The 6,456-nt window shown below is 39.8% G+C and carries 5 protein-coding genes; 3 read left to right on the top strand and 2 right to left on the bottom strand.

Annotation, left to right across the window (positions count from 1 at the left end; all coding sequences use genetic code 11):
- Window positions 1–229: 229 nt before the first annotated feature.
- A complete protein-coding gene (locus tag AAC037_RS17350; RefSeq protein WP_339904338.1) occupies window positions 230–850 on the top strand; it encodes a membrane-binding protein in 621 nt (206 codons plus the stop codon).
- A 181-nt stretch (window positions 851–1,031) separates the two neighbouring features.
- Here AAC037_RS17350 and AAC037_RS17345 read toward each other — a convergent pair whose 3' ends face one another.
- Together AAC037_RS17345 and AAC037_RS17340 are read right to left on the bottom strand one after the other, a co-directional pair.
- Complete coding sequence (locus AAC037_RS17345) at window positions 1,032–2,126, bottom strand: hypothetical protein (protein ID WP_339904336.1); 1,095 nt, start codon at window positions 2,124–2,126, stop codon at window positions 1,032–1,034.
- A 24-nt stretch (window positions 2,127–2,150) separates the two neighbouring features.
- The gene (locus tag AAC037_RS17340) at window positions 2,151–3,530 is read right to left on the bottom strand and encodes an FAD-dependent oxidoreductase (RefSeq protein ID WP_339904334.1); all 1,380 of its coding nucleotides are present in this window, start codon (window positions 3,528–3,530) and stop codon (window positions 2,151–2,153) included.
- Window positions 3,531–3,978: 448 nt separating this feature from the next.
- On the opposite strand from AAC037_RS17340, the gene AAC037_RS17335 reads away from it, so the two are divergent.
- Complete coding sequence (locus tag AAC037_RS17335) at window positions 3,979–5,451, top strand: N-6 DNA methylase (protein WP_339904332.1); 1,473 nt, start codon at window positions 3,979–3,981, stop codon at window positions 5,449–5,451.
- On the top strand, window positions 5,448–6,434 hold the full coding sequence (locus tag AAC037_RS17330; protein ID WP_339904330.1) for a restriction endonuclease subunit S: 987 nt from the start codon (window positions 5,448–5,450) through the stop codon (window positions 6,432–6,434). Before AAC037_RS17335 ends, AAC037_RS17330 begins: the two co-directional genes overlap by 4 nt.
- Window positions 6,435–6,456: the final 22 nt, after the last annotated feature.

Below are 6,456 nucleotides of genomic sequence, written 5' to 3'. Positions count from 1 at the left end.
TGCCTCCGGTGGACATATTGCTGCTACCCAACATAGCAATGGTGAAGAATTTTACCATTACCACATCATCAATGAGACCTATATAGGCTCATACATTCTATTATTTGGCGTAGACCTTCAAGGCACTCCAAACAACATCATGTAAGCTTGTCCTTTCTGTTTTACCGGTTAGAAGCTGCCCATCCTTTCGTAGGATGGAATGGGTGTAAAGGAAAATAAAGAAATAACAATGAGAAACTTAATGTATACCCTGCTGATTTCTGTACTTGTCAGCTGTGGACAAGCCTCAGAAAAGGATGTCATCAACCTTGAAAAGGAAATGCCTAGTAGCTTTGAAGTACCCTCCAATACCATTGATAAATCAAAGCTTGTATATCATAACAAGATTTCGATTTGGACATTAGATGGGGAAAAGTTTTCAGGTTATGCAGTAACTTATTTCCCTGACAGTACCCTAAAACAAAAAATAGGCATACTCGATGGACGAAAGCAAAATAAAACCATCGACTGGTATCCCAATGGGCAAATCAAACACATAGCCCATTATAACAAAGGGAAACTGCATGGAGAAAAGAAAACCTGGTCTGCTGGTGCCTCCCATTTATTAATCTCCCATTTGAATTACAATTCGGGGAAATTACATGGGGTGCAAAAAAAATGGTATGCCTCGGGTGAAATATTTAAAGTTTTAAACATGAATATGGGCAAAGAGGAAGGGATTCAAAAGGCCTTCAGAGAGAATGGGGAACTTTTTGCCAATTACGAAGTTAAAAATGGCAGAAATTTCGGACTTAAAAGGGCCATGTTATGCGTAGGGCTTGAAGATGAAAAAGTCCAATATGAGAATTAGGCCTTAACCGGTTTCTGAACAGAGTCGAAGAAGTAGGTTTAATGGGCAGATATTCCTATGACTTTGGCAAGCTCAGCCGCCGGTAAGGTTTAACCGGTTCCTAAACGGATTTGAAGGAGTAGGTTTAACGTACACATATCCCTATGGCTTCGACTCCGCCGCAGGAATGGATTTCCTCCAATTAATCAGCAATTTCGGCTTGGTTTTCAAGGTACTGCAGCAACTGACGCTCTACAAAACTATTTTCATTGGGCACCATCTCACTTAGGGCCTGATATAAGGCTGCATTTTTTACTTTGTGATGGGTAAAAACCTTTAGCAATTTCCCAAGTTGTGGACCGCTTAATGCTTTAAGAATGGGAATTGAAGCCCCGACAATAGATCCATGTAAACGAGGTGCCTCAAGTAATTTATCAAAAATCATATTTTCAATGCTATAGTCAACCTTACCTAAAATGCTGAAAAGCGCAAGCTGCAAATGTTCTGATTCCAATTGCTTTGAAGACAGGGATTTCAACAACAGGTAAGCTTGAAAATGCTCCCCATAAATGAGTATTTCTTCTAAGACCTCAATTACTAAATTATCTAGATCCCAAAGCAAGGCGATCCTTTCCAGAGCCCAGGTTTGGTCACTTTGATCACTGCTTTGAAGAATTTTATTGAACAAAGAGGCATTTAGCTGCTGTGCCGTCAACTCGCTTACTTGCTGCTGAATGGGACCATGGATTATATTCCATAGTTTATGGGTGGTATAGGCTGCACCGGGCACAATGTATTCCATCACATCTTTCATGGTCGCCCCCGAAACGGCATCTAGAGATTGACTGACAGTATCCGGCCTTTTTACCAATTCCTCAAAAGTATAATTACCCAATGGCAGAAAGGGGTCTGCCAGCAATTGATGGAGCTGCTCGTACTCCTTATAATTAAAAGGTTCATGGTCATACTTACTCAAAAACTCACCATCCAACAGTTCAAATCCCAAGTACCTGCCGGTAATGTTCCAATAGAGCAGAATGTCAAGTGGACGACACTCATTTTCGAAGCAGACTCCTTCTTTAAGCTCAATAAAATAATGGAGGGGCGTACCATCTGATTTTGTTACCTGCTTGATATCCAGACTTAAAACCGAATCATTTATAGTGTTTATGATTAGATCTGTGGAATCAATTAGGGGAATGGTTGAAGATTGAAAGTATCGGATATCCTCTCCATTTTCAAATGAAAATGGGAGCAATAATGCCCCAACCAATAAGCCTTTGATCCAATTGATCATCTATTTATTCTTTGAATGAACAACTTACGCATTGGGTACTATGCCTCCATGTTCCTTTAGCATATTTTTCAATTCTGGAAGAGGTACATCGGCCGGTGTGACATTATGTTGGATGGCCAAAACAGCCGCTGCCGCTGCTGCTTGCCCCATGCCCATACAGGATGCCTGCACCCGAAGCGCAGAATTTGCCAGTCTGTCACTGCTTAGACAACGTCCCGCAACCAAGAAATTTTGGCTGTTTTTGGGTATCAATGCCCTAAGAGGAATGGTGGCAACCACGTCTTCCTTTAGATATTCTTGGTAAATAGATTTCCCATTTCGATGCAAATCGATCGGATAAAATGAATAAGACAGGGAATCTTCAAAAATTTTCCCGGAAACATAGTCATTATGCGTGATTTTATAAAAACCGTCAATTCGGTAAGTTTCCCGAATGGCCGTCTCAGGTCGCGCATCCATTAATTTTATTTTTTCACACCCCGGGAATGTTCTTAATTTTCTAAGCAACTTCAATAAGGAAGCCCTCCCTTCTATATTGGCTTTGGTATGGAGCTCCGAGGTGGAAGAGTCTGCACCATGAACGTATACATAATTATATGGGGAAGTAGGAGGGAAATTATTCACAGAAGATTCCACTTTTACCTCATTATTTATTAGCATATTTTGCCTAAGCCTCGAATGATATTCCTTGGGAATTTTATCAAGGTCCAGGGAGTCAAAATCATAGCCACCTATCCTAAATACAAATGATCCCGGCTGGGTATCTTCTTCTCTCAAAAGCTTAAACCCAGCTATGGACGCAGCAGTTGCATTTCCGGTACAATCAATGATCTGCTTGCAGATTATTTCATTGCTAATCCCTTTGCCCACTGTCTTCACCGTCCATTTTCCATCTTTAAATTGTATGGAGGTAGGAGTTTCATAATAGCGAAGGTCTACCCCTGCTTCCACACACTTTTCCTCCGCAATCATGGCGTAAAGTGCTGGATTTACAGTTACCTGATGCCTCCAGTGACGGATGGTGGTATTGTTGGGGACAATGGAGAAATTGGGCAAAATATCATCGTTTAGGTTGACTGCCTCCATCACCAATTCCCAGCCAATGCCTCCGATGACTTGTTTTCCCCAGGCATGAAAAATCCCCGGAAAGCATACCCCTCCGGTGGTGGTTGTACCTCCAAGCTGACTACCACTTTCGACGAGGGTGGTTTTAGCCCCCCCTCGGCCAGCCTGAATGGCTGCTATCACACCTGCCGTACCTCCCCCAACAATCAATATATCAGTTATAGTCTTTTTTTCTAGTAGCTTATAAGGAGCTTTTACCTCTTCTGATTTGGCAAGTGGTGAAGAGGCTATTCCAAGGGATAGGGCTCCCATGGTGGATATCATCTTTCTGCGCTTCATAGGTTTTGTTTTTAAACATTTTTACATGCTCAAGGCATGCCGGTAAATAAATGTACAAGATAATTTTTTTATAGGACATTCCTTGAGGGGAAAGAAAAAAACACGAACAATACGAAAGGATCTGGTTTCGCCAGACGAGAATCCGGTGCCCGACTTTGTCGAAGGCATAGGTTTCGGAGAACATAAACGTCATAACGAGACGTGGTTTCGACAAGCTCAACCACCGGAGAGTACCCAACTACCATTTACATATTGCACTAAATTAATAGTGTTAGTATTAGGGAATAATTGGTAATATTATATATCTTCGAAAGTTTTCTATAGCAATTACTCAAAGAGAAATCTTAATTGAAAAGTGGAAATAGGCTGTTAAAACACCCAATAAAAAAACAAAAGAGCTATTTTTACAGATGCTCAGAACGAGCGATAAAAAGAAGTTATAATATACATGTTCGAACAAACATTTAAGAATATAGACGATCTGCTTTACAAAGATTCCGGAGCGGATAGTGAATTAGATTATATAGGACAAACCTCTTGGGTGATGTTCTTGCGCTACCTAGACGAATTAGAACAAGACAAGGCCGACGAGGCCGAATTAAAAGGGGAAGAATACCAATTTATTTTAGCTGAGGAATACCGATGGCCCAATTGGGCTATGCCAAAAAAACTAAAAGAAGGCTCAGACAATGAATATGAACTGGATCACCACAAGGCCATGACTGGGCCAGATTTGGTTCAGTTTGTTGATGGAAAGTTGTTTCCTTATTTGGCTGGATTTAAACTTACTGCCGAAAATCCGAGAACCATTGAATACAAAATTGGAGAAATCTTCTCTGAACTGAAAAACAAAATCCAATCCGGTTATAACCTGCGTGAGATTTTGGAATATGCAGATGCCTTGCCTTTTAGGGCTTCCAAAGACAAGCATGAGTTGAGTCACTTGTATGAAAGCAAGATAAAAAACATGGGCAATGCCGGGCGAAATGGTGGGCAATATTACACACCAAGACCGCTTATTCGTGCCATGATCAATGTGATCGACCCTCAAATAGGTGAAACCATATATGACGGTGCGGCAGGATCCTGTGGCTTTTTAGTGGAAGCCTATGAGTACATGTACGAACGCATGGAAAAGACCACCGACAACCTTAAAACACTTCAGGAAAACACCCTATACGGTAAAGAAAAAAAGAACTTGGCCTATGTGATAGGGATCATGAACATGATTCTTCATGGCATAGAAGCACCAAACATTATCCATACCAATACACTAGGCGAAAACATCCGTGACATACAGGAGAAGAACCGGTACCATGTTATTTTAGCCAATCCCCCATTTGGAGGAAAAGAACGCCCGGAAGTACAGCAAAATTTTGATATCAAAACAGGAGAAACTGCTTTCTTGTTTATGCAGCATTTTATCAAGAGCTTAAAAACAGGTGGGCGAGCGGCTATAGTCATTAAGAACACCGTCTTGAGCAATACAGACAATGCTTCTGTGGCTTTGCGTAAGCTCTTACTGAGTGGTTCTAACCTCCATACCATTCTGGATATGCCAGGTGGAACATTTTTGGGTGCAGGGGTGAAAACTGTCGTCTTGTTTTTCCAAAAAGGCGAACCTACCAAAAAAATCTGGTACTACCAGCTTGACCCGGGACGCAACATGGGCAAAACCAATCCTTTGAATGACAAGGATATGGAGGAGTTTATCAGCCTACAAAAAACAAAACCCGAAAGTGAAAAATCCTGGAGCATCAAAGTGGCTGACCTTGACGAAGCCACGGTCGACTTATCTGTAAAAAACCCCAACACACCGGAAGAAGCGCCTTTACGAAGCCCGGAAGTTATTTTAGACGAAATGGAAAAACTGGATACGGAAACCAATGCTATTCTTAAATCAATAAAAGATTTGATATGAGAGAGGGATGGGAAATGAAGAAATTGAGTGATGTTTGCCAATTAGTAAATGGTAAAGCATTTAAAAAAAATGAATTGCTTTCTGAAGGGATGTACCCTGTACTTCGTGTTGGAAACCTTTTTACAAATAATCAATGGTATTATTCAAATTTAGAATTAAATGAAGATAAATATTGTGATTATGATGATTTGATCTACGCATGGTCTGCATCATTTGGGCCAAGAATTTGGAAAGGGGAGAAAGTAATTTATCATTACCACATATGGAAAGTCATTCCAAATTTTCAATTCATTATAAGAGATTATTTATTTCATTTATTTGAATGGGATAAGGAACAAATTAAATTAGCACATGGAACAGGGACAACTATGATGCATGTGGGGAAAAGTTCAATGGAAAATCGCATTTTACCAATCCCACCACTTCCAGAACAAAAACAAATCGTAGTCCTACTAGACCAAGCCTTTGCAGCCATAGCCAAAGCCAAAGCCAATATTGAAAAAAATAGAACAAACGCTAAAGAGCTGTTTCAATCTAAACTCAATGAAATCTTTAGTCAAAAAGGTGAGGGTTGGGAAGAGAAGACTTTTAAAGATATTTGCATTCTTCAAAGAGGGTTTGATTTACCCACTAGATTGAGAAAAAAGGGAGAATATGATTTAGTTACATCAAGTGGGGTGAAAGATTCTCACTCAGAATTCAAAGTTAAAGGGCCTGGCGTTGTTACAGGACGTTCTGGAAGTATTGGTAATGTATTTTATATCGAAAATAATTTTTGGCCCTTGAACACGGCATTATATATAAAAAACTTTAAAGGAAACATTGAGAAATACATATATTATTTTTTGAAATATTTTGACTTATCCAAATATTCTACCGGAACAGGTGTACCCACTTTAAACAGAAATTTTGTTCATGATGAAAAAGTATTATCAACAAACAAAGAAACATTTAAACGACGAAGAAATAAACTTTTTAATTGAAGATAATTTTAATTATGAAGAA

This window comes from uncultured Cyclobacterium sp. (genome assembly GCF_963976465.1).
Lineage (GTDB): Bacteria > Bacteroidota > Bacteroidia > Cytophagales > Cyclobacteriaceae > Cyclobacterium.
This window is presented reverse-complemented; position numbering and strand designations above follow the sequence as displayed.

What these genes read in the sequence shown, in the direction of transcription:
- AAC037_RS17350 (WP_339904338.1), top strand. Translation starts at nt 230, where the DNA reads ATGAGAAACTTAATGTATACCCTGCTGATTTCTGTACTTGTCAGCTGT.
- AAC037_RS17345 (WP_339904336.1), bottom strand. Translation starts at nt 2,126, where the DNA reads ATGATCAATTGGATCAAAGGCTTATTGGTTGGGGCATTATTGCTCCCA.
- AAC037_RS17340 (WP_339904334.1), bottom strand. Translation starts at nt 3,530, where the DNA reads ATGAAGCGCAGAAAGATGATATCCACCATGGGAGCCCTATCCCTTGGA.
- AAC037_RS17335 (WP_339904332.1), top strand. Translation starts at nt 3,979, where the DNA reads ATGTTCGAACAAACATTTAAGAATATAGACGATCTGCTTTACAAAGAT.
- AAC037_RS17330 (WP_339904330.1), top strand. Translation starts at nt 5,448, where the DNA reads ATGAGAGAGGGATGGGAAATGAAGAAATTGAGTGATGTTTGCCAATTA.